Annotated in this window: 18 protein-coding genes; 2 read left to right on the top strand and 16 right to left on the bottom strand. The window is 59.2% G+C overall.

The window, feature by feature from the left end; translation table 11 throughout:
- The first annotated feature begins 82 nt into the window (after nt 1–82).
- Both J8I35_RS29735 and J8I35_RS29730 read left to right on the top strand, forming a co-directional pair.
- Nucleotides 83–526 carry a heme-binding protein gene (locus J8I35_RS29735; protein ID WP_209928447.1) on the top strand — a complete coding sequence of 148 codons (444 nt, stop codon included), beginning with the start codon at nt 83–85 and terminating at the stop codon, nt 524–526.
- Between the two features lie 4 nt (nt 527–530).
- On the top strand, nt 531–1,307 hold the full coding sequence (locus J8I35_RS29730) for an SDR family oxidoreductase (RefSeq protein WP_050012727.1): 777 nt from the start codon (nt 531–533) through the stop codon (nt 1,305–1,307).
- A 205-nt stretch (nt 1,308–1,512) separates the two neighbouring features.
- Here J8I35_RS29730 and icmH read toward each other — a convergent pair whose 3' ends face one another.
- From icmH to tssC, 16 genes are all read right to left on the bottom strand, one after another.
- Nucleotides 1,513–2,727 carry a type IVB secretion system protein IcmH/DotU gene (icmH, locus tag J8I35_RS29725; RefSeq protein WP_209928443.1) on the bottom strand — a complete coding sequence of 405 codons (1,215 nt, stop codon included), beginning with the start codon at nt 2,725–2,727 and terminating at the stop codon, nt 1,513–1,515.
- A gap of 18 nt (nt 2,728–2,745) precedes the next feature.
- Entirely contained in the window at nt 2,746–6,855 is a 4,110-nt protein-coding gene (gene tssM, locus J8I35_RS29720; protein WP_209928441.1) for a type VI secretion system membrane subunit TssM, read from the bottom strand.
- A 25-nt stretch (nt 6,856–6,880) separates the two neighbouring features.
- On the bottom strand, nt 6,881–8,182 hold the full coding sequence (tssL, locus tag J8I35_RS29715) for a type VI secretion system protein TssL, long form (RefSeq protein ID WP_209928436.1): 1,302 nt from the start codon (nt 8,180–8,182) through the stop codon (nt 6,881–6,883).
- Nucleotides 8,179–8,457: a PAAR domain-containing protein gene (locus J8I35_RS29710; RefSeq protein WP_209928480.1), complete on the bottom strand. Its 279-nt coding sequence runs from the start codon at nt 8,455–8,457 to the stop codon at nt 8,179–8,181. The genes tssL and J8I35_RS29710 overlap by 4 nt, the downstream gene beginning before the upstream one ends.
- A gap of 29 nt (nt 8,458–8,486) precedes the next feature.
- On the bottom strand, nt 8,487–9,557 hold the full coding sequence (locus J8I35_RS29705; RefSeq protein WP_209928434.1) for a DUF2167 domain-containing protein: 1,071 nt from the start codon (nt 9,555–9,557) through the stop codon (nt 8,487–8,489).
- 110 nt (nt 9,558–9,667) lie between these two features.
- Complete coding sequence (locus tag J8I35_RS29700) at nt 9,668–10,270, bottom strand: DUF6708 domain-containing protein (protein ID WP_348522290.1); 603 nt, start codon at nt 10,268–10,270, stop codon at nt 9,668–9,670.
- Nucleotides 10,212–10,589 carry a hypothetical protein gene (locus J8I35_RS29695; protein WP_209928431.1) on the bottom strand — a complete coding sequence of 126 codons (378 nt, stop codon included), beginning with the start codon at nt 10,587–10,589 and terminating at the stop codon, nt 10,212–10,214. Before J8I35_RS29695 ends, J8I35_RS29700 begins: the two co-directional genes overlap by 59 nt.
- A 79-nt stretch (nt 10,590–10,668) precedes the next feature.
- Nucleotides 10,669–11,610 (bottom strand): DUF6708 domain-containing protein, encoded by a 942-nt coding sequence (locus J8I35_RS29690; protein ID WP_209928427.1) that lies wholly within the window; start codon nt 11,608–11,610, stop codon nt 10,669–10,671.
- A gap of 1 nt (nt 11,611) precedes the next feature.
- Nucleotides 11,612–14,167 carry a T6SS effector BTH_I2691 family protein gene (locus tag J8I35_RS29685; RefSeq protein ID WP_209928425.1) on the bottom strand — a complete coding sequence of 852 codons (2,556 nt, stop codon included), beginning with the start codon at nt 14,165–14,167 and terminating at the stop codon, nt 11,612–11,614.
- Nucleotides 14,164–15,015 (bottom strand): DUF4123 domain-containing protein, encoded by an 852-nt coding sequence (locus J8I35_RS29680; protein WP_209928423.1) that lies wholly within the window; start codon nt 15,013–15,015, stop codon nt 14,164–14,166. The genes J8I35_RS29685 and J8I35_RS29680 overlap by 4 nt, the downstream gene beginning before the upstream one ends.
- A gap of 7 nt (nt 15,016–15,022) precedes the next feature.
- A complete protein-coding gene (gene tssI, locus J8I35_RS29675) occupies nt 15,023–17,560 on the bottom strand; it encodes a type VI secretion system Vgr family protein (protein ID WP_209928421.1) in 2,538 nt (845 codons plus the stop codon).
- Nucleotides 17,561–17,700: 140 nt separating this feature from the next.
- Nucleotides 17,701–18,786, bottom strand: coding sequence for a hypothetical protein (locus J8I35_RS29670; protein WP_209928419.1), 1,086 nt, complete (start codon nt 18,784–18,786; stop codon nt 17,701–17,703).
- Between the two features lie 34 nt (nt 18,787–18,820).
- Nucleotides 18,821–20,167, bottom strand: coding sequence for a type VI secretion system baseplate subunit TssK (tssK, locus tag J8I35_RS29665; protein ID WP_209928416.1), 1,347 nt, complete (start codon nt 20,165–20,167; stop codon nt 18,821–18,823).
- Between the two features lie 31 nt (nt 20,168–20,198).
- A complete protein-coding gene (tssJ, locus tag J8I35_RS29660) occupies nt 20,199–20,705 on the bottom strand; it encodes a type VI secretion system lipoprotein TssJ (RefSeq protein ID WP_209928411.1) in 507 nt (168 codons plus the stop codon).
- A gap of 87 nt (nt 20,706–20,792) precedes the next feature.
- Nucleotides 20,793–21,278, bottom strand: a complete 486-nt coding sequence (locus J8I35_RS29655) for an Hcp family type VI secretion system effector (RefSeq protein WP_050012734.1) — start codon at nt 21,276–21,278, stop codon at nt 20,793–20,795.
- A 93-nt stretch (nt 21,279–21,371) separates the two neighbouring features.
- Entirely contained in the window at nt 21,372–22,865 is a 1,494-nt protein-coding gene (tssC, locus tag J8I35_RS29650) for a type VI secretion system contractile sheath large subunit (RefSeq protein ID WP_124639598.1), read from the bottom strand.
- Nucleotides 22,866–22,887: the final 22 nt, after the last annotated feature.

Here is a 22,887-nt window from a genome sequence, read left to right as displayed (position 1 = left end):
TTGAAACTGCTTCGAGCGGAATACGGATTCTCCCATATACCGCAACTGCCTACACTGGCGCTGTCGTCCCTCGGAGCCTCGCATGAACCCGCTCACTGCCTCACTTCCGCTGCCGCTCGCCGTCGCCCGCCGCACGATTGACGCTGCGCTCGCGCATGCCGCGTCGCTGCAGGTGGCCGGCGTCGCGATCGCCGTCGTCGATGCCGGCGCGAACCTGCTCGCGTTCGTGCGCACCGACGACTGTTTTCTCGGCGCGATCGACCTCGCGCAGCGCAAGGCGCTGACGTCCGTCCGCTTTCGCACGTCGACCGGTGCGCTGGGTGCGATGTCGAGCGACGGTCCGCTGCGCGGCATCGAACACAGTCACGGCGGGCTGGTCACGTTCGGCGGCGGCGAGCCGCTCGTCGACGGCGACGGGCGCTGCGTCGGCGCGATCGGCATCTCGGGCGGCAGCGTCGACGAAGACGCCGCGATCGCGCAGCACTGCCGCGACCTTTTTCAGGCAACCCTTCACTCCACGAGGTAAGCACATGACACGGAAACGCATCTTCATCACCGGCGCGGGCACCGGCTTCGGCCGCGAAGTCGCGCTGCGGCTCGCCGAACGCGGCCACGACGTGACGGCCGGCGTGCGCACGGCCGTCGAGATCGACGCCCTGACGGACGCCGCCGCGCAGCGCGACACCGCGTTGCGCGCGGTGAAGCTCGACGTCACGTCGGCCTACGATCGCGCGCGCGCCGCCGAACTCGACATCGACGTGCTCGTGAACAACGCGGGCGTCGGCGAAGCCGGCGCGCTCGTCGACCTGCCGATCGAGATCGTGCGCGAGCTGTTCGACGTGAACGTGTTCGGGCCGCTCGAACTCACGCAGCAGATCGCACGCGGGATGCTCGCGCGCAAACGCGGCAAGATCGTGTTCGTGTCGTCGATCGCGGGGTTGATCACGGGGCCGTTCACCGGCGCGTACTGCGCGTCGAAGCACGCGGTCGAATCGGTGGCCGAGGCGATGCACGCGGAGCTGGCGCCGCACGGCATCCGCGTCGCGGTCGTGAACCCGGGCCCGTATCGCACCGGCTTCAACGACCGGATGATGGAAACGACGCGGCGCTGGCACGATCCGGCCGTGCATACCGTGACGCCCGAGCGGTTGACGTTCCCGCTCGAACAGCACGACCCCGAGGAAATGATCGCGAAGATGGTCGACGTGATCGACAGCGACGGCGGCGCGTTCCGCAACCTGCTGCCGGCCTCGTCGGAAGCGTTCGTGCGCGCCGAGCAGGCGCGTGCGTGGGAACGGCAGCAATAAGAAACGCCAATGAGATGAAAGGCCGGGGGCTGTTTGAATGTGTCAGGGTCCTCAAACAGCTCCCACTACATGAGCCCCTGACTTCTCCCTCCCTCGGCGAGAAGGTAGTCGGTGACTGGGCCCGCGAACACGGCTGTGCCCGTGATCTTGCTGGACATGCACTCGTCGCCTGCTCAGGGCTGAAATTGTCGCTCGCAATCGAACGTCAATCCGTAATGGTCACTTCGACACGACGATTTCTCGCCCTTCCGGACGCGGTAACGTTGTCCGCCAGCGAATCGGCATCGCCATTTCCCTCGACGATGATGCGCGGCGCCGGCACGCCTGCCGCAGCGAGAATCTGGGCGACGTGCCGGGCACGTGCTTCGGAAAGCGCGTAGTTGGATGCTTGACGTGCCGAACTGATCGGTGTGCTGTCCGCATATCCTGCCACTCGGACGGTCGCGTCCTTGGTCACGGTCGCGATTTCCCGGCCTGCCGAAGCCGCGACCGAAGCGCCCCACGGCGCCACCGTTGCGTCGCCGGGCCCAAACATTCCGCTGAATCGGAGCGTCACGGCGTGGCGCCCGGCGTCGCGAATCAGTTCGACATTCCCTGCCGCGACTTCATCGCGCAGCCGCAGTTCCAGATTGCGAACCAGTGCATCGAGCGTCGACGCCGGTCGCCTCGATTTCGCGTGAACCCACCGGTCCACCGCGGCGTAGCCCCCGGCCCCCAGCAATAACGCGACGGCGAGACCTCCGGCGAACCTCGCTCGCGATCGACGCACCGAAACGGGACGTACCCACGGATCGACCGTCTGTCGCTGACGTTTCGGCGGCTTGCTGACGCGATTCACGCCGTGTCCCCCCGTCGTGACCACGTCGTGTACGTGTTCGCGAATGACCTGCAGGCGCTTTTGCCCCCCGGCTTCAAACCGGTAGCGCCCACGAAAGCCGAGATCGAGTACGTTCTGGTATAGCTCGATCAGATCGAGGTTCGCACGCGGATCGCGCATTGCCTCGTCGATCAGTCGGAAAACACGGTCGCCGCCCTGACGATCATGTCCGAACGCACTCGCCAGGCAGTTGTCCTGCCATTCGACGCCGGTTGCTTCGCCCTTTCCCCAAGACGTCTGCATCGCCGCCTCGTCGAGCGCGGAGCACAGACAATAGCTTGCGGAACGGACATGCTCGGGTCGGACCGGGAGCGCATTGCAGATCCAGGTAAAGAGGCGAACTTCGTGCCCCAGCCATCGACGCCGCTGTGCGATCGCATCGGCATCGAGCGTTTCCGGCGTATCGGCCAACGCCTGCAACAGGACGCGCGACGCTTCGAGTAGCGGGTTGATCGCTTGCCGGGCAGCCTCGAGACGTGCGGCAACAGGCAACGACGCCACAGCCCTTGCGTCGCCCTGCGGACAAGATGTCGAAAGAGTCATCGATCGATTCCTTCCGATTCAGCGGGAGGCGCTTTCCGTGCTCACCGGCAACATGCCTCGCGGCAACCCCGGCGGCGGGCCGCTGTCCGGCAGGTTGAACGTCGACATCGTGCTGGGGCACCGGAACGTCTTCAGCACGTCGCTCGTGAGCGGATTCGCGACGCTCCCGGCGCTCACGACGTCGAGCGCCGCTTGTCGACCGTCGAAACTGAACGCGATGCGCGTACGGCCCGGCGTCGCCGTGTCCACCACGCGACCTTTCTGGAGCAGGCGCATCAACGCCCACGGTCCGTCCGCTGCGATCGTCGACGTGTCCGGCCGAATCCGCGGGCTGGCCGTGATTTCCGTGTGGACGCCACCGCGCGGCCCCGGCCACGTGACCGTGAAAGGCGCGACCGGACCGTGTTGATAGAGCGCAGTCTGTCCGTCGATGTCGAGCGACAGACTCATGATCGTCGGGTCAAGCTCGGGAATCCGGATGTCGACCTTCCATGTCAGTTGCTTGTGGCCGGGATCGTTGAAAAAGACATCGCGAATGGCCTTCGCATGCTCGAACGGCTCCAGGTCCGGCCCCCGCATGGGTTCGGTTGCGCCAGGCAGCGTCCGGTAGCGCCACGGCTTCGCGGCCGTGTCGACGAACGGGGCAAGCGTTTTCGTGAAGAAGTCGTCGATCAAGCCGCCCTGCGCAAATATCCGCGTGAAATCATCGATGCCGACGTCCCGCGTGCTGTCCGGTGAAAACGGATAGTTGCCCTCGACGATCAGCCGGCACGTATCGCCGACCACCGCCTGCATCTGGCGCGACAGCAGGTGGCCAATCCCCTGATTGACTTCGCGCGAGCCGTCGGCCGAGAGCTGCAGCAATACCGCGCGGAACGGCGCGGGCATCGTGTCGGCCGTCATTTTCAATTTCGCGGCGACGTCGCTCGCCGGTGGCATGCTGTTGTTCGACAACGCATTGTCGGCGACGGTGAGCGCCGTGTAATAGTCGTTCAGCAGGTTGGTGACGCCATCCAGCCCCGTCTTGTCCGCCCGCGCGGCGACAGGCTGCGTATCGGACTGCGCATCCACGCTCCCCGTCACGACCTCGCGCAGCGCCGCGAAGTGATTGTCGACGAGTTCCCGTTCAACGCGCTCCGACGCCCGAATACCCGACGCCTTGTCCGCCTTCTGATTGAGCTGGTCGGCGGCCCGCTGCAGCAGCGAACCGTCCGACGCAGCGAGCGGCTGCGTGAGCGTCGTCTCGCGCACGGCCGCGCGGGCCAGCCGCACGAGCGGCGAATCGGGCGCCGCGAAGCTGCGCAGCACCTTCAGATTGAACGCAAGGCTCGTACCGCTCACGGTGCGAATGTCGTCGAGAAACGCGTCCCATTGCTGCGCATATTCCATCAGGTATTCGCGGCGGACCGCGTCGGTCAACGCATCGTCCGCGCCGGTCGCGCTGCTCACGATCTCAGCCGTTTTTTTTTGAGCCGAATCCGACGAACCCGCCAGATACGAGCGCCCCATCACCCACGCATCGTCGTCTCGCGCGATTTGCACGAATTCCGGTAATCGCTTGTCGAACAGATTCCGATAGCCTTCGAACGTGAAGAGCCCCGACACGCCGCGCGACAACGGTGCATCGCTCGCTCGCGTGAACACCGTGCCGGCCTGCGGGCCGATCGCGCGCAGCAACGTAAATTCGTCGGGCGCCTCCTTGAGCATGGCTGCCTTCGCGCGCTGGTAAAGGCGATCGGTTGCGTTGCTGCCGTCGAGAAACGCGCGCGCCTGCTGCACCAGCGCATCGTTGCGGATGAGCGGCGACTGCACCACGCGCGCTCCGGAGAAAAGCTGCTGCACGTGGTCGATCATCGACACACGTCCACCGAAAACCGCCGCGCTGTCGGTCTTCGCCCAGTCGTCGAGCACCCATGCCTTGACGTCATCCGCGTTGAACTTCGCCTTGTCGTACAGCATCAGGTAGACGCGCAGCGCATCGTAGGCGGCCTTCGGGTCCTTGCTGGCGATCGCCCGGGACATGACGTCTTCCAGGCGGTGCACGATCTGCGGCAGCAACAGGTTGTCCTCCAGCACGTCATACGCATGGCGGCTTTCGGTGGCAATGTCCGCCGACGTGTAGAGACCGTAGCGCCACGTGCTGTCCGGATTCGACAGGTCCAGACCGGGGAAGGTCGGCAGATCGCGCGCGTCGGTCAGCGTGTCCGGTACGGCCTCCGGTTTGGGTGCCTTGTAGAGCTGGGTGACGCGCGCCGCAAGCGCCTGCACCTTGCGGTCAACCGCATCGAGATAGTCGCTGTTGTGGCCGAAGCTCGCGCGGAGTCCGATTGCCAGCCACACGAACAACACCAGCGCCAATGTGTGGCCGATCAGGCGCGAGAGGCGGTAACGATATTCCCAGCGCAGGTTGGGGCTCACCAGATGCGCTTCAGGGAACACGACGCGAGTCAGGAGATCGTGCAAGAAGAAACCCTGATTGCCCTCGGCGCGCGCGGGTGAAACGGGCGCGTGTTTCTGAGTCGACAGAAGACGTTGAACGACTGTGTTGCGCTTCGCAACGAGCTCGCCATCCCGTTGCCGCGCACTCGTGAAATACACGCCGCGCAACGTCGAATGGAGCTGGGTGTCGTCGTAACGCGAATCGAGGAACACGCGGTCGATCATCTCGAGCAGCGGTCCGAGCAGCGCGGCGAACTCCTCGGGCAACGCGGCAAGCGATCGGCGCTTGTGCGATTCGTATTCGTCCTGCAAATGCGTATCGATCGAAGCGCTGAGCCGTTGCGCAAGTTCGGCGAGTTCCGTATGGCAGCGCGCGCGCAGCCCTTGCTTCGCAACGGTTTCCTTGCCATACGGAAGCGCGAAGCCCCATGCCTGCGCCCGCCCCTCGGCTGTCAGCGCGCCGAAATACTCGGCGAAGCCTGTCAGACGATCCATCTTCGTGACGACCACATAAACAGGAAAACGAATACCCAGCTCCTGCCTCAGTTCCGCCAGCCGCGCGCGCAACGCGGCAGCCTCCGCCACGCGCGCCTGTTCGTCGGCGCTTGCCAACGTCGCAAGATCGATCGTCAGCAACGCGCCGTTGATCGGTGCGCGAGGACGATGCCGGCGCAGCATGCCCAGAAATCCGAGCCACTCCGCACGATCCACCTTCTGTCGGCGTTCGCCCGTACCCGGGCCAGGCGACACGACATGGCCGCTGGCCATCGACGTTGCAGCGGCTTTCGAGTGCGACGCCTCGTTCTGCTTCTCATCTTCTCCAGCACCATCCGCAGCCGGCTCGGCATCGGCGCCGGCCTTGCCCGGAACGCGGGTTGCGGGCTTTCCCGTTTCCTCAGTGGGCGCGCCGACGTCATCAGCCGTCGACGTGCCATGACGCGTGTAATAGCCGGCCGTGTCGATCAATACAGCTTCGTTGGTCAACCACCAGTCCACCGCGGTGGCGTCGCCGACAGGCGTCCCGGCCGCGCGCTGCATCTGCTCGGCAACGGGAAACGCCAACCCGCCGTTCATCAGTACGCTCGTCTTGCCGGCCCCTTGCGAACCGAGCGTGATGTACCAAGGCAACTCGTACAAATAGCGCTTGCCCTGGAATAGCTTGCCAAGACCCCGCGCGCCGGTACGCATCGATTGCAGGCGCACGAGCGCGCTCGTCACGATCCCTTCGATTTTCCGCAGGCGGGAGGCAGCAGGCGACTCATTCTTGCGGCGATCCATGCGCAGCATCTTCTTCATGAACGCATCGTCTTCGCGCATTTTTTGCCACACGCGGACGATCCAGAAGAGGACAAAAGCCGCCACGATCAGTGCGATCGAGGTGAGTCGGGCCGACACGGGCTCGAACGGCGTTGCATGGCCAAGCGACAGCAGCGGCCCCGCATACCAGATCAGCAGGCACAGCAACGCGACAAACACGACGCTCGTCGACAAGCCCACGAGCCAGAGCAGCACGCCGGCGAGCAACAGCGCGATCAGCAGCACGCGCATGCCGGCGCCGGCGAGCGGCTTGAGCCCGCCGAACGCGAAAAACGGGCCGACGAACCAGATCACCAGTGCGACGACAATCAGTGCGAGGAACGCGAGGAACTGGCGCGAGGCCAGAAACGACAGGAACTGGAACTTCTTCATGTGTTATTCCGGAAACGGATCTGGCTTAGCGCGCGACGTCGATCTCGACGCGCCGGTTTTGTGCGCGCCCCTGCGCGGTGCGGTTGTCGCCAACCGGATCGGCATCGCCCTTGCCGACGGCTTCGAGCCGGTTCGCCGGCACCCCGGCGGTTTGCAGCATCTGCATGACCTGGGTGGCGCGCTCTTCCGACAGCACCTGATTCGATGCGAAATGCCTGCTGCGAATCGGCACGTTGTCCGTGTAGCCGATGATCGTTACCTTGCCGGGCACCTTGGCGATCTCTATGGCGATCTTTGAAATCAGCGGATTCATCGATGCCTGAACAGAAGCGCCGCCGGGCTTGAACATCGCGTCGCCGCGGAACGTGACGGCGCTGTGGCGGGCATCTTCATCGACGCTGACGGTGCCGGCAGCGATTTCATCCTTGAGCAATTGCTTGAGGTGCAACTGTGGCGGCGACGCAGGCGGCGGCGTCATACGGGCGATGTCGGCAATCTGCTTCTGGACGTCGGCGCTGCGACTGAACAGCTCGTATTTGAACCATCCGAACAGGCCGAGCAGGATGACCGACAGGACCGTGACGGTGATCCATACCGGAAAATCGGTGAACGACAAGCGTTTGCCTGTCGCGGTCGATTTCCAGTGGGGCGATAACGGCAGCGGCACGGGATCGCGCTGCGATGTAATCACGTTGTAGAGCCGCTGGCGAATCGCGTCGTGCTTGCGCTTGCCGTCGGTCACGTCTCGGTAGCGACCTTCGAAACCGAGACTGAGGACGCGGTAGATCACTTGAAGGAGGTCCCGGTGCTCATCCGGATCCTCCAGCAAGCGGCCGATCAGAAGATAGACCTTGTCGCCGCCCTTGAGATCTCCGTGGAAAGTGGTTGCAAGACCGCCATTGATCCATTCGATCGCCGATGAGCCATTCTTGCCCCATGCGGTTTGCGCTACCGCTTCGTCGAGTGCCGTACACAGACAGTAGCTCGCGCCAATCATGTGATCGCGTCGAATATTGGCCCGTTCGCATAGTCTCTCGAACGCGCGGACCTCTTCCACGAGAAGCGTACGTAACAACACGGTTGCATCTTTCGATTCGAACGTTTCGGGCATGTCGGCCTGCGCACGCAGCAAGACGCGCGATGCCTCAAGCAACGGGTTCGGTGCGGCCAGAATTGCATTCAGTCGCTGCGACTCCACTTCTCCCGGCGGGATGACGTAAGTCTTCAGGTTTCGATCGGGGTCGACGGTATCGGCAAACGTTGGAGCATCGACGGGAACCGATACGTCCTGCTTCTGGCCACCCAGATATTTCGCACGATCCATCATCCGATCCTCGCAACGGTATTGCTGACTAGCGCACATCCACACTCGGTGCGATGCCCGTGCAAAGCCACTCGAATTCCACCGACCATCAGCGTCGGGTGAGCTTCGATAATCCTGTTTACTCCGTGCAGACGACCATCCGGATAACGTTGGGGACAATCAACCAGATCGTGAAGTCGCGCGACAGGCTTGCCGCTGACCGTGTGTGTGGCGGAGCCTGTAATGATCCGGCCTCCGTGATCGGTGCCGTCTCCTAATACTGCAATGGGAATAGACATAATTTTTCCTCGCTGCACGTTTTTCATCGTTATCGGGATTTCTTGGCTCGCGGCCATCGCAATCGCAGAAGCAACATGAGCAACAATGAATATCCAAGCAAGAGTCGTGGACTGGCCAGCCAGCTGCATCTGTCAAATAAGCTCGGCGCTGCTCTTAGAGCCTCCCCGGAAATGAACTCGCTCAATTTAAATTTGGCTCTCCTGTCTCCCGCACGATGATCCGCATAGCTTTCGTCACTATCGAATCTAATGCCATCGGCCAATGCACGAAATTGATCTGGAAATCTGCCGCGCAGGGCCAATTCAGCGACAACAGCCATATCACGAGTTGCTGTCTCGTCTATGGCGGTGGTACGCAGCATGACCATATCGCGTCGACCAAGTGTCAGACTGTTGTAGTACGTTTTAGGCTCGGGTCGCCCAATAGCCTGCAGTGCTGGCTCGCCTACTTTGTTCACGTCAAGGCTTCCATCGAGGAATGGGAAAACCATATATGCCCAATCGACCCGGTGACGGGATGCATCCCATGACGGATGATCAACCCAAAAGACGTCGGAGACGACGTGGAATGGCATCTTGCCGGTTTCATTTTCTCGTATTACCAGCCTCACACTTTCAAGATCAAACGTGGCATTATCGTTTATAAATTCGTTCGCCGGGATATATCCCGGCCTTTTCACAACGAGTTGTGCCGTCCAACTTCCGTCCTCAGGGCCGATCGATGCATGTAGCGTATCGATTTTGCCAACGCTCTCGCCTCGCTTTCCTGGAGAAAGTGATCGAGCAGCCTTACCTGGCGGAAGATAGCGGTATCCGGGAGGCAATTCGATACTTGCAGAACCATCTAACCGGATAAGCGCCGGTCCGTACTGCCATCCTGCAACATGGCCTTTTCCTGACATCGACTCGTTTTCACGTATTGATTGCACCCTGAGAATGGACATCGAATCATCGTTCTCCGGGGTGACATTCTCAGTTTCCTCATAAATTTCACTCAATACGGATGATCGATATGAATTGAGATCGGAAGCATGGGAAGAATCATTCAGATTGCAACCGAGCACAATGAAAAGCAACGCAAAGCACAGCCAAACTCTCATGATGTATTTTCCCACCCTGAAGGCGACCTGCAGTTGACGAGGCACTTCCTTGAGCAGAATCCCGTGTAGCCAATTTCAGTTTCCAGTCACAACGCATCAATCAAACATTTTCAAACAGGTTCCATTGGAATTTTCTCCGGATTGCGTGACGCATCGCGCAGATACGGATCAAAAAAATCTACCTGGCACGCAGCCTCAATTTCCGTCGGCCATTCCGGAATCTTGCTTGTACGCATCGCGAACCATCGTCCCAGCGATCCCACAAAGAAAACAGGAGAAAGCAATATCTGTCCGATAGGTTGACCATTCAGCGAAAAGAACATATACCTGAGACCGACCTTATATTTTTCACGTCGCTTGGCAATATCGTGGCACCAGTAGACATCGCGATAGACCGAAGCCGGGCCTTCCTCCATGTATCGACGGATGAATTCCCAGCCGTGCTTCAACTGATCCACCAACATCGTGTCGCCGGGCAAAGCAAATGTCTCTCGGACCGTTTCTCCATCCATGTCGAGTACATGGGCGCGAACATCCCAATTTTGCCAACCGGCCATTCGTTCACAACGACCGAGAGTGAAAAATATATCGTCCCACTTAGCTTCCATCACCGTTCCATTTCGCCGGAACACATACACCATTCTATTTTTATAATTAAATCTTATCGGGAAATGCGTCCATGAAAATGACTCTTTCAAAAGCAGCCATATCATCAGCATCCAGTACGGGATAGATACCCCCAAAAAGATCAACAGCCCCAAAAACTCCACCCCAACCGTCAAAATAAGCGGAATAAAAAATGAATAAATCGGGACCATCACACCAATTAAACAGACAGCCGTCATCGCCCCCCCTATAAATAAACCATCGATCAACATACTCCAGATATGTTGAATTAATTTTCACAACTGAGATGTTATAAAACGGCAGAATATCGATTCGCATCTTTTGGCGAAATTGATTGGATCGCTCCTCATCTGTCAGCTTTCGATTGACGCGATATTTTTTTGCATAGAGTCCCGTGTAGTCCATGTCAGTTCTCGCTTGCAGTCACTAGGCCGCGCATTTTGTTTCCGAATCTAGATAGTGCCTTCTAAGTCAAGCTGCCACTTCACATCGGCTCCATCGGAATTTTCTCGGGGTTGCGCGACGCATCACGAAGATACGGATCAAAAGGATCCACCTGGCACGCAGCCTCAATTTCAGCAGGCCATACCGGAATCTTGCTCGTGCGCATCGCGAACCATCGGCCCAACGACGCCACAAAGAAAACGGGAGAGAGCAATATCTGGCCGATAGGCTGACCATTTAGCGAAAAGAACATGTACCTGAGGCCAACCCTGTATTTTTCACGCCGCTCTGCAATATCGTGGCACCAGTAGACGTCGCGATAGACCGAGGCCGGACCTTCCTCCATGTATCGCCGGATGAACTCCCAACTGTGCTTCAACTGATCCGCTAGCATTGTGTCGCCGGGCAGAGCGAATGTCTCTCGTACCGTTTCTCCATCTGCATCGAGTATATGGCCGCGAATATCCCAATTTTGCCGACCAGCCATTCGCTCACAACGCCCAAGGGTAAAAAATATATCACTCCATTTCGCTTTCAAAATCGAACCATTCGGCTTAAAAATATACACCATACGATTTCTATAATTAAATCTAATTGGAAAATGTGTCAACCCAAATGACTCCTTGAACAGCCCCCACATAAGGAGCAGCCACAATGGAGCCACAAAAGGAAGAGCAAAAAACATGAAACTAAAATCCGATATTTTCGGAATTAAATGCACCGGCGAGAGCATGTACAACGGCATTGCAATCACGCTCGCAGTTATTGAAAAAAAATACAGACATATAGCCGTCATGAATCCCCGATGAATAAACCAACGATCAACACATTCGAGATACGTCGAATTCATTCTGACCACGGAAATGTTGTAGAACGGTGAAATATCGAGCGACATTCCTTGACAGAGCCGATTGGACCTCTCCTCATCAGTCAGTTTTCGATTGATACGGTATTTCTTCGCATAAAGTCCCGTGTAGTCCATGTCACCCCCCAGTCGCGATCACCAAGTCGCTCATTTCAGCATCTACATTTTGATAGCGGTCTTTCGCGTCCAAGACTCCCCAGTAGCAACGCTTCAGCCACTTGTCGATCTTGTCGTCCTGCAGAAATGTGGCAATCACGCCCGATCCAACGAAAACCAAAATCGCAAAAATCGACCAAAGTACAGAACCGACTGCGATCAGGAGTGCGGCAGCCATTCCCGAAAACGCCGAAACAAAAAGTGCTCCCGATAGCGCGAAGTTTTTCTGCTGATAAGCTTCAAACGCATTCTTCCCATCCCAAAATGCGTTAATTCCAGCAGCCAAGATTCCCAGACCTTTCGATACAACCCCGAACACACGTCCGACGACCTCCAACATCACGGCACGCCCTCTTAGCAAAGTCGTCTCAGCCAAACTGCCAGCAGCCCTCGCTATGGAGTCGGCCACCGTGGAGCCCAACGCGATCACTGCGCTGCCCAACCGGAACTGACTCTCCAGCATGTCGCCTTTCATCGAACCCGCCAGATCTTTCGACACCTTTTGATATGCAGCCCACTGAAATAGTCCCGCTAGCATGTTGCCGACAAACGGTATCGCTTTACCCGCGGTTGCTACCCTCTGCGACAGATTGATCCGTTCCCGCCAAGCCGACAGATTCAGTCTCTCGATCTCCTCGGCGGAACGAATTGAGTTCGCGAGCCATTTGGCCTGTTCGGTCTTGCTCCGTCCTTTTGGCATGCCTTTGATCGACTCCTCGTCGATCATCACCAGGAACTTCGACGAGACGACCGTACTCATCGGCTCCCCCCGAATCTGGAGACGGCGCAAGGCGAGCGACACCTCTCTCTGGAGAGCATTTTTGCCAATATCCTTACTGCCCGATGATTGCAAGAGTTGACGGATAAGCGACGCGCGATATGTCTTGTACGAGCCAGTCAACGCGACCGGCACGACCGCTCGGCCGCTAATCACGCCGCACGCGACCAGGGCATGACGAACCGGCCCATCCGCCGCACTTTGCAGCACCTGGGTGATCGACCCGCCGAGCGATGCCAGCAATTTACCCAGCACCTCCGGCGCCTGCTTGGCTACACCATCGATGGAATTGTTGAACGCCAGCATCAGACCGTCCCAGCCGACAGCCTGCCACGTGACCTCTGGCTTGAGGCTTTCCGAAAATTTCCTCTTGTTGCTTTCAAGATTCAGAACGATGCCGCGCAACACGATATTCTTGTCATCGGAAATCACGCCGTTAAGCCAGCGCCCATACAACTGCGCGCAAGGCTTGAATTGCTCCGTGCCTTGGATGCACGCGGTGAGAATGCGAGCGTAGACGAGCCCAACTTCGGCCGAAGTGTCGTCGTGTGTGCACTCCAGATAGTTCCGCATCTGGTTGCTTGTCATCCACTGAACGTGAGACGCTGCCAACGGATGCAGCGTCTCGTCGCGGAACCGACCATACTCTTTGTTGAACTCACCCTGCCATTTACCACGCGCATCTTCGTCGTAGTCGAGCGCATACTTCGCCCACGATTTCGATGAAACTTTGCGTAGATCCGCCACCGTGGTATCAGGAAGTTTCGGTGGATTGGCCACGTAAGTGATACGCCCAAGCCCATCCGGAACGTAATGTCCGTCTTCCTCAAGTTCGTCGCCCGCCACAATCTCATTCATCTCCGCCCGATCGGCGACTGCACCCTGAAGGCTCAGAATTGCGGTAGAGACGCTCAGTTTTCTGGATCGGTCGGCAACGGCCATAAAGCTGTCATGAAGCTCGATGGTTCGAGCGCCGATCTCTGCAGCCATGCTTGCTGGATCATCTACGACCAGCATGGCAGCAGGTTGTGGCCCCAGTGACGAGGCGGCGCGCAACAGGCCGTCTGTTGTCGATGCCCGGGAGTTGAACCCGTAGGGTGAAAAAGCAAAGGTTTCGACCTTTGCTTTCGGCGAATACTCCGCCACAACGGATGCCACGTCGTTCAAGGTCTCGGCGTGAGATGCCTTACGGTTTCCCATCCACTTTTTCACATCGAATACGCGCATGTGGCGGCTACGATACCCCTCGTCCTGATGGAGTTGAAGCACGCGCATCGTCCATTCCGCATCGGAATAGCCAACCCAGATTCGCCTCGCGCTAGTTGGGTTTTTTACCGTAATGCAGGCCGCGATTTCCCGATGCCCTGTCTTGTCGCAAGGTTCACGGCCCACGGCATAAGCACCATTCAACGGCACGCCCACCGGCACCTTCATCAGATAGCCATGCTTGGTAATCCAGTACTTCTCCCACACCCCGCGTTCGTCGTACACGTATAGGAAGCCACTGCGCAATGTCCGGCCCGTATAGGCGGCCGCTCCTTTCAACGGAAGATTCTTTCCCCCATCACTATCAACGGGATGCAGATTGTCAGGCAGCTTTGGTGCGCCAGAATCGGGATGCATGACTGCTGCGCGAATCGGGAGAATTGCAAGGCCTGATTTTCGGCAAAACTCGCAGTCGCCCAATGCAGTCTCTTTTGCCTTAGCCAATGATGTCGATGAAGAACTTGCGTTGGTCACGGTGCCTCCTGCTTCTGGCTAATCCGTTCGATGTCTGCGATCAAGTTGTTCCATTCTTTCTCCGAGAACAATGCCGTCGCTTGTGCGTAGAGTCCGGGCGTTGCGACCGCATCTCGGAGATGAGGCACCAGCTTCGGGTGGTTGCTGAAACCGCGGCCGAGAAGGTAACCGTGCCGCGCAAAAGCCACGCAGTCGTGCGCATTCACCAGACCGAACTCGCTCTGAGCCACGCCCAGCCATTGATTTATCTCCTGACTGCGGCGCCACATCCTCTTTATGTCTAGGGGTTCCGGCATTGTCGCGAGCGCATCATTGACCAGCCCCACGTTGGTCAACGCAATCGATTGGAACTCGTCGAGCTTGCTCCACCGGGCTTCCGGTCTGCCGCTGAACTCGAGTTCATACCAGAGGCCCTGAAAGGGCAGCCACCAGCGACTCGCGCCGTCGCAAAGCGAGGCAAGATGCGGAAGTGGCAACACCCACAGCAGATGAACGAACACGGCAGGGTCTGCAAAGCGCAGCAGCGCACGCGAGTCATCGTCCAATGTGATGACGACGTGGCGAGCCAATTGACGCGCTTGGGCCTCGGCACTCAATTCGCTGCAGATCAACATCGCCGCCCCGACCTCTGCAGAGTCACTGATCAGATACTGCTCGACCCGTTCACGCTGGGTATCATCAAGCTCCTTGAGGCGAAGCACTGCCGGGAGCAAATGGCGTTCATTTGCAAGCCAGTCAGGCATGACATCATGCCAAGGCAAATCTTCCGCCCAATCCTGAATGAGGAGACGATCAGCGAGCAGATGCGTACTGACCGACATTGCATCGGAAAGTGAGTAGCTTTGCATGCGTCCCTCACGAAAGCGGCACGATCGCCGCATGCTGAGCCGCCGCTTTGACCGTACTCAGCTCACAGACCTTTAGTTCGGCGGCCGGCACATCTGCCGGCGAACTTTTCGGTCCCGGCATCTGGTGAGTTGCGGCATAGGACTGCCACTGTCCCGGCGTGCCGTTGGTAATACCGGAATGATTGAGCGTGATGAAGCTCTTCCCGCCACGTAGCGATAGTTCCTCTTCGGCCCAGATTTCAATCCGCGTCGCGGTCTGCCGGATCCTGATTTTCGCCATCAGGTTAATGGCGTCCTTGAGGGCTTCGATGTCGATTGAGCCAGCGCCGGCAATAAGTTTGATCCCCGCCTCGTAGACAAATATCCGCAATTTTTCCTTGACGGTTGCAAACAGCGATCGTCCAGTCGCAATGCCAAGATGTTCGCCCGTCGTCAACGCCAAGTGCTCACCGCTTGCGACGTGCGTGCTACGCGCTGTTGTTGTCTGGATGCCGGCCGGACTGGCAAGCGTCAGGTGTGGCTCGACAAACTCCGGAAACGGGGCATCGTCTGACGTTGCTCCACCTCGTATCGCATCGTTCTGAACGCTCAACGCGGCCGCTATCTCACTTTGATCGCCGTTCGCGTCCTGCGCAAAGTTTTGCTGAGCCAGCTCAGTCAAACGTTCATGGGTGTCGCGCGCGTCCGTGAGTCGCTGGACCGTCTCACCCATATCCTTGGCACGCCCCGGCGTATCCAGCCGTGCCTCGGTCGTAATCAGCATTCCCATCGCCGAGCGCACCACGCCCCACAGGCTCGTTACTAATTCGAAGCCCCGACCACGCTCATCCTGCCGCCCCGCATTCCCGGCAATGCGCGTGATATACCCCAGATTCAACTGCGAGGCGCCTTCGTCACTCGACAGGTGCGCCTGAATTTTTCCGTTCGTATCGTCGAAGGCGAGCGTATTCGCCCGACGACCGCCGATCTCCCTGCTGCGATAGCCGGCCAGTGCCTGATTCTCCGGCAATGCGAACGGCGGCATGTTGAATGCATTGGCCGCACTCCCCATGATGATCGGCAAGTCCGGATCGCCATTGACGAAAGCGACTTCGACCTCATGGCCTCGGCGCGGTAGAAAAATTCCGCCGAACTGATCGCCATGCCACGCGCCGGCCACGCGCACCCAGCAACTTGAACGCTCGTCGTTATTGCCAAGCCGGTCCCACAGAAACTGGAGCTTCACCCGGCCATAGGCATCGGTCCAGATTTCCTGATTTTCCGGACACGTCACGATGGCATATTCAACGCCCGTCATGCGCGGCTTCGCAATCGTACGCAGCAACCGGAATGGCTCATTGGTCGGCTGCACCGTAAAATCAGCTTCGCAACTGTATCGCTGGCCGGAACCCGACGCTTCGCCAATCTCCTCGATCGTCAGCTTGCAGGAGATCACCGCATACTCGCGATTCGCCGCATCCTGCGGATAGTGCGACAGCACGAATGTCTGGCCGGTCACCACGCCACGCAGGTTGCCTTTGCCGTAAGCCCTCAACCCCTGACAACGCCAAGCCTCCATCTGCACCAGCGTCAGGTACTCCGCTTCCGTGCGCGGCTCGTTGTGATCGCCCGAGAGTCCAGCCGCACCAGCTTGCGGCTGCGCGTAATCGCCCCATGTGTATTGCTCCTGGTGGGCGAGCCCCGTGTCGCGAGGATCTTCGCGCGTCACCTTCAGATCCGCACGCGGCAACGTATAGTCGTAGTCGACGCTCGTCACCGCACCTGTGGTCAGCGCATGGGAGACCGAGAAATCCTGAATGTGCTCCTCGTCAAGCCGCCGACCAGTCGGCGGCTCGTAGCGAAGCGCAACATAAGCGTCACCAAGCGGTTTGAGCGCGCCCATCGAGTCACATAGCACGAGCCGATGCTTGCCTTCGCTATGCTCGAAGAAGTAGTAGATACCCCACTCTTCCCACAGACGCTGCAGGAACACCCAGTCGCTTTCGAGGTGCTGGCGTTGAATGTCCCGCTTGGGCCATGCCTTGTTCGGCCGCGGTGTCGTGAGCCGTTTTTCGACCGGGAACGGATAGGACGAGAGCACCGCATCAGTGATCTCGATCACGGACATGCCCTGGAAGATACGACAGTCGCAATTCTTGGTTGCATGCCAGAGCCACGGCCGCAGTGTGAGCGCATACACGATCGAACTACCATCCTCGCGCACGATCGTCGCGTGGCTGACGATACCGGTGATCTCGCGTGCGCCCGCACCGAGATTGGCCATGCCAGCATTGCCGGCCAAGCCGGGGATGAAGCGGCCCTTGCCCTCGAGCTGAATCGATACGGTCACTTCCGTGCCGATCAGCTCGTCGAGTTCGACGTTCGCCGCGACGCTCTGCGAAAACCCGAGTGAATCCGGTGTTTTCAACTCAAGCGTGTACTCGAACAGTTCTCCAATGGTTTCGTCACCAGTGAGTTTTACGGGCGTCAGGATCGACTGCCCGCCGCACAGCGGTAGCGCAGCACCGGAAACCGACAATGTCCGGCTCACATCAAATAAAGCCATTCCGGCATCTCCATTGAATCACTTGATTCACCGACGAGCTATAACTATGCGGGTCTCTTCGTTGCCACTGGCGCCAACGCCCGCACCACCGCGCAGGTCAACTGTCTAGCCCAGCCTCGAATTTCTTTATCTACTGCCTTTCATCGCATCGCTTCCGGCACGACGGACTTCGCACAAGCGACCATAGCTTTTCCTATCCTTTTAAGGTCAGGCGATTCGTCGTGCTCGAGCGAATGCCCCACCTTCGACATTGCCGTATAGCTACCTCGCTGAGCAGCCAGAAGAATTTCTGGCGACATAGATCCAGAGAACCTGCCCCCCAGACCAGTCGCAGCCAAATCATTCGAGAATTCCAAATAGACCGGACCTATCTGGTGAGACACCAACCATTCCTTCAATTGCAGCACTCGGTAAAACAATGCAAGATTGTTTCCGCGACGGATAACATCTCTGTACTTCGCATATACGAACCATCGAGCCTGCCAATTGCCCTTTCGGGCCGCCAGCATGACACCGTCCCACGTAGCGTCATTCACCTTGCCAGAGCCAGACTCGGCCATGAAATTCTCCACGGCGCTTTTGTCCGGAACTGCGCCAAATTCCGCAGGTGTTTTGCAACGAAAATTCTCGAATGAATCGCCCGATTCGGCAAACACGACGACATCCTCTGATATGCGATCCGTGAGTCTGCTCCAGCGCAAGCGCACATCGTCTTGCGGCCATTCTTTCGGCAACGGCCCAAGCCACGCCAGTGGATCGTCATTATTTTCCGCTATTTCTCTATAAATACTCAGCTGCGTCTGGACTATTTGGTTCTTCTCGGCTTCTTCGATCGCAGCTTCCTGCCCACGCCTCTTGCGCGATTCTGGCGCATCGAAACCGTCAATATGTCTCGAATCATTCATCTTGACGCAACGTTCGAAGTCGGCGTTCCAGCATCGCGGCTCAACGTAATAGTCCAGGCGACGATTGACAGTTTCAAGCACATACTCCGTCGCGTCGGATTCGGAAACGACGCGAGCGTTACCGTTCTCATCAGTCACCCCACCGATCAGAGTCCGCCCGCCGATCGTCATCCATTTATAAGGTTCGCTTACCAACGGCATCCGACAATCTTCGTCCTGACAGAGCCTGATCATCGAGTCTGACGCTGCCAACACCCCGCTTGCGAGAACCGACAAAATCAACGCCGGAATACTTCTTTTCAAGAGAAAAATATTGCGCATATACGAGATTTATCCAAAAATTAACGGTCGCTGACTACGCGCGCACGCCCCACAACTCAAGCCTCAACAACGGAAACTCCCCCGCGACATGCAACGCAACGCCGCCATGCCGCACGACTTCCTCCCAAAGCGGCCCGCCCTGAGTCAATTCGTAATAGATGTAGCCCGCGTTGAATGGAATCTGCCGCGGGGGCACCGGCAACGCTTCGAGGCCAATACCCGGCAAGTGACTGCGCACGAGGCTCGGCAGCTTGTCCGACGGCCCCGCCTTCGCCTGCGCGAGAAACTGCTGCTTCAGCGCATCCGCAGGCATTGCCGCATGCACGGCCAGCACCAGCGCGGTGAACCCTTGCATGTCGACCGGATCGACCACCGCGTTGCGCATGCCGTGACCGCGATCCTCGAGCGCGATGCTCTGCGCGCTGCGCACCAGCACGGCGTTGAGCAGCCGATGCGTGTCGTCGACAACCGGCTTCAGGCACACATGCGGCGTCGTATGCTGATACATCGGATGCGTTTCGAGCGGACGGCGCGTATCGGTGCGCAGATGCGTCGACAACTCGCCAGCCATGCCGATCAGCAGCGCGTATACGTCCGATGGCGATGTCGCCGGCACCCGCAGCAGATGCTGAAGCAGCGGCTCGTAGCGGTTGAGAATCTGCAACAGCAGGTAATCGGTAACAGTCGCCGCGCTCGCGGTGGTGTCATCGGTTCCGGCCAGGCGCTGCGCCAGCGCATTCGCGCGCAAGCGCGCGAGATCATGAATCTTTGTCACCCAACTCGTGAGCAGATCGCTCGCGCCGTAACCGGATACGGGCGGCACAAGCGTGTCGTCGAGCGCGATGCTGCCATCCGCGCGAATCGTCTTCACGCACGTGAGTGCGAGACCGATCCATGCATCGCCCAACTCCTTTTCAGGCAGCAGGCGCACTCGCAAGTTCGACAGTTGCACCGATTCGGGCGCAAGGCCGATCGAGTTCGTGTCACGCAGCTCCGTGTCGAACACCTGATAACGTGCGAGCGAATCGGGTGTGTTGTCGAAGGTGGTCTCCTCGCAATTCGGCAACCGGACAGGCACGGCCAGATAGATGACCTGATCCAGATGCTCCTGCCGAATCGTCAACGGCGGCGGCAACGGCGTGTTGCCCGGCGCATCGAACGGCGTGCCGTCGGCGAACACCCCGGCCGCCGACTTGACGACCACCTTGCCGAGCGCCAGCGCTTCATGGTCGAGCGCGTAGTGCGTGAAGCCGAAAAAGAACGGCGACAGCGGCGCCGCACGCTGATGCGCGTATTTCTCGAAATAGCGGTCCTGCTGCTGGAACAGCTGCGGGCGGAAGAACAGCCCTTCCTGCCAGGCGACCTTGGCGTACCAGCTCATGCGTGCCGTCCGTTTTGTTGCGCGACGTGTTTCATTTTTTCGCTTCCGTGATCTTGACGGCCTTGGCCTCGAGATCGATGGTCAGTTTCAGCTTCGGCGTGAACAGGCGGTACCACGCCTTGTCCGGTGCGGTCGGCATCACATAAACTGCTCGCCACACCGCATTCGGCAAGTCGCGATAAGCCGCGATCACGCCGATGGCCTTCGTGGCCGAATCGGGCCGGCGCACGAACGTCCGGTGCTCGCCAGGGCGCAACTGCAACTCGTCGCGTTTCACCACGTCGTCGGCCAGCACCGTTTTGTCCTGGGTCTGCAGCGTGAAAAAGTCGGCTGCCTCGAAGGCACCGTCGTTCTTCAGTTCGTAAACGCGCACGACGATCGGCGCAGCCCTTCCCCGGTCGTCCGGATTGACATCGGGCAGCGCGTTCACGCGCATATCGAGCCGAATCGGCTCCTTCGGCTTCGGCTCGCCACTGCTTGCGCAAGCGGAAAGCGCGAGCGCGCAGACAAGTGTGGCGACGGTCGGTATCGAGCGCATGCAGCTATGAACCCTTATTCCCAATGTGGGACGCCCCACAACCGACGGAGACGATTCCCCTGCACCGGTTGCGAGGCATCGATGCGATTACGCTTCCTTGTTGCCCTTGATGTCGAAGCTCGCGGTCACGGCGCCACCGCTGCCGCCCTGCGCGTTCTGCACGACGTACTCCTGCTTGACCTTCGCGAACGACAGCGACACCGATTCACGGCTCTTTTCCGCGTCGTTCTTGCTGCCCGACGGCTTCACGCGCGTGACGATCACGTCGCTCATCGTGAGCTTCAGGTATTCGAGCGGGTTGCCGCCGGCCTTGCGCATCACCAGCGTTGCCTGGTCGATGTGCTTGCCCGTGAGCGCGTACTTCATCAGGTTCGGGCTGGCGCGGTCGATGTTGTGCTCGAACGTCAGGTCCTTGACGGTGGCCTTGCCGGCGCCGCCGCCGCTACCGGCGTGCATCGTCGATTCCTGCTGGATGTCCCACTCCCAGGTCAGAACTTCGATTTCGTCCTTGTGCTTGTCGTCGAGCGATTCACCGTTGATGCCGTCGATCTTCAGGAAAATGTCTTGCGCCATGCGTAGTACTCCTCTTATTAAATGATTTGAAACCGGTCGATCATCGTCCACCAAAGGCGTTCGATGTCCGTCCCTGCTGGACCTACCGGATGATTAAGCCGCTTCCTTGATCGACGGCAGCTTCGTCACGAGCCGCAGCGAGACGGTCAGCCCTTCGAGCTGGAAGTGCGGACGCAGGAAGAATTTGGAGTTGTAGTAGCCAGGGTTGCCCTCGACCTCCTCGACCACCACTTCAGCGGCCGCAAGCGGCCGGCGCGCCTTCGTTTCCTGCGACGAGTTGGTCGGATCGGCGTCGACGTAATGCATGATCCATTCGTTCAGCCAGCGCTGCATGTCTTCGCGCTCCTTGAAAGCGCCGATCTTGTCGCGCACGATGCACTTCAGGTAATGCGCGAACCGCGAGCACGCGAACAGGTACGGCAGGCGCGCGGACAGGTTCGCGTTGGCCGTCGCGTCCGCATCGTGATACTCGGCCGGCTTCTGCAGCGATTGAGCGCCGATGAACGTCGCGTGATCGGTGTTCTTGCGGTGCACGAGCGGAATGAAGCCGTTCTTCGACAGCTCGGCCTCGCGTCGGTCCGAGATCGCGATTTCGGTCGGGCACTTCATGTCGACGCCGCCATCGTCGGTCGGGAACGTGTGGGTCGGCAGGTTCTCGACCGTGCCGCCCGATTCGACACCGCGAATCAGCGAGCACCAGCCGTACTGCTTGAACGAGCGGTTGACGTTGACGCCCATCGCGTACGCCGCGTTCGCCCAGCCATAGCGCCCATGGTCCGAACCGTTCGTGTCTTCCTCGAAATCGAATTCGTCGACCGGGTTGGTCTTCGCGCCATACGGCAAGCGCGCGAGGAATCGCGGCATTGCAAGCCCCACATAGCGCGCATCTTCGGTGTTGCGCATCGAGTTCCACGCGGTGTATTCGAGGTTCTGCGTGAAAATCTTCGTCAGGTCACGCGGGTTCGCGAGCTCCTGCCACGACTCCATCTGCAAAACTGACGGTGCGGCACCGGTGATGAACGGCGTGTGTGCGGCAGCCGAGACCTTCGCAATCGAGCCGAGCAGGTCGACGTCCGGTGGCGTATGGTCGAAGTAGTAGTCTGCGACGAGACACCCGTACGGTTCGCCGCCGAGCTGACCATATTCCTCTTCGTAGATCTGTTTGAAAAGCGGGCTCTGATCCCAGGCCAAGCCCTTGTAGCGACGCATCGTGCGATGCAGCTCGGCTTTCGAGACATCCATGAAGCGAATTTTCAGATGCTCGTCGGTTTCGGTGTTCGACACGAGGTGATTCAGGCCACGCCACGCGGATTCGAGCGCCTGGTAATCGTCGTGGTGCAGAATCAGGTTGATCTGCTCGGAGAGCTTGTGATCGATCTGCGCGATGATCGCCGCGATGCTCTTGTACGCATCGTCGCTGATCGTTGCCGTCTGAGCCAGCGCCTGCTCGGCGAGCGTCTGAACGGCCAGTTCGACGGCTTCGCGCGCGTCGTCGGTCTTGGGTCGGAATTCGCGCTCCAGCAGCTGAGTGAAATCGGATTCGGTATTCGTCTGCGCCACTGCGCCCCGTGCTTCCTGTTTCGCCATGATGGTCATCCTTTATCGGTTC

Source organism: Burkholderia sp. CpTa8-5 (assembly GCF_017815045.1).
Classification (GTDB): domain Bacteria; phylum Pseudomonadota; class Gammaproteobacteria; order Burkholderiales; family Burkholderiaceae; genus Burkholderia; species Burkholderia sola.
Note: the sequence above shows the minus strand (reverse complement) of the source record. Positions and strands in the feature narration are given on the sequence as shown.